At 65.6% G+C, this 1072-nt stretch carries 1 protein-coding gene; it reads left to right on the forward strand.

The genetic code is table 11. The features are described from left to right. The coding region (locus ALA01S_RS31175; protein ID WP_066343666.1) for a nitrogen fixation protein FixC at positions 1-1072 on the forward strand (1072 nt) is incomplete at both ends.

Raw genomic sequence — 1072 nt, forward strand, 5'->3', positions numbered from 1 at the left:
GCCGCCGCCTACACCATGGCCAAGGCCGGCCTGAAGGTGCTGCAGATCGAGCGCGGCGAGTACCCCGGCAGCAAGAACGTGCAGGGCGCCATCCTGTACTCCAACGCGCTGGAAAAAATCATCCCGGACTTCCGCGATGACGCGCCGCTGGAGCGCCACATCATCGAGCAGCGCATCTGGGTGCTGGACGACAAGTCCTTCGTCGGCACGCACTACCGCAGCGACGACTACAACAAGCCGCCCTACAACCGCTACACCATCATCCGCGCGCAGTTCGACAAGTGGTTCTCGTCCAAGGTGCGCGAGGCCGGTGCGCTGCTCATCTGCGAGACCACCGTCGAAGAGCTGCTCATGGACGGCAAGCGCGTGGTGGGCGTGCGCTGCGACCGCATCGGCGGCGAGGTGTATGCCGACGTGGTGGTGCTGGCCGACGGCGTGAACTCCACGCTGGCGCGCAAGGCCGGGCTGCACGGCGAGATCAAGGCCGACAACGTGGCGCTGGCGGTCAAGGAGATCCTCTTCATGCCCGAGGAGGTCATCCAGCAGCGCTTCAACATCAAGGACGAGGAGGGCGTGGTCATCGAGATGATGGGCACGGTCACCGAGGGCATGGTGGGCACGGGCTTCCTCTACACCAACAAGGACTCGCTCACCATCGGCATCGGTTGCATGCTCTCCGACTTCAAGGCCAACCCGCAGCGCACCGCACCTTACGCGCTGCTGGAGAGGCTCAAGAAGCATCCGAGCATCGCCCCGCTGATCGAGGGCGGCGAGATGAAGGAGTACGCCGCGCACCTCATCCCCGAGGGCGGCTTCCACGCCGTGCCGCAGGTGTACGGTGACGGCTGGATGATCGTGGGCGACTCCGGCGGCTTCGTGAACGCCGCGCACCGCGAAGGCTCCAACCTGGCCATGACCACGGGCCGCCTGGCCGGCGAGACCGTGATCGCCGCCAAGGCCGCGGGCAAGGACATGTCGGCCTCGACACTGTCGGCCTACAAGAAGTCGCTCGACGAGAGCTTCGTCATGAAGGACCTGCACAAGTACCGCGACATGCCGCAGGTGCTGCACA

It is taken from the genome of Azohydromonas lata NBRC 102462 (assembly GCF_001571085.1).
GTDB lineage: Bacteria > Pseudomonadota > Gammaproteobacteria > Burkholderiales > Burkholderiaceae_C > Azohydromonas > Azohydromonas lata.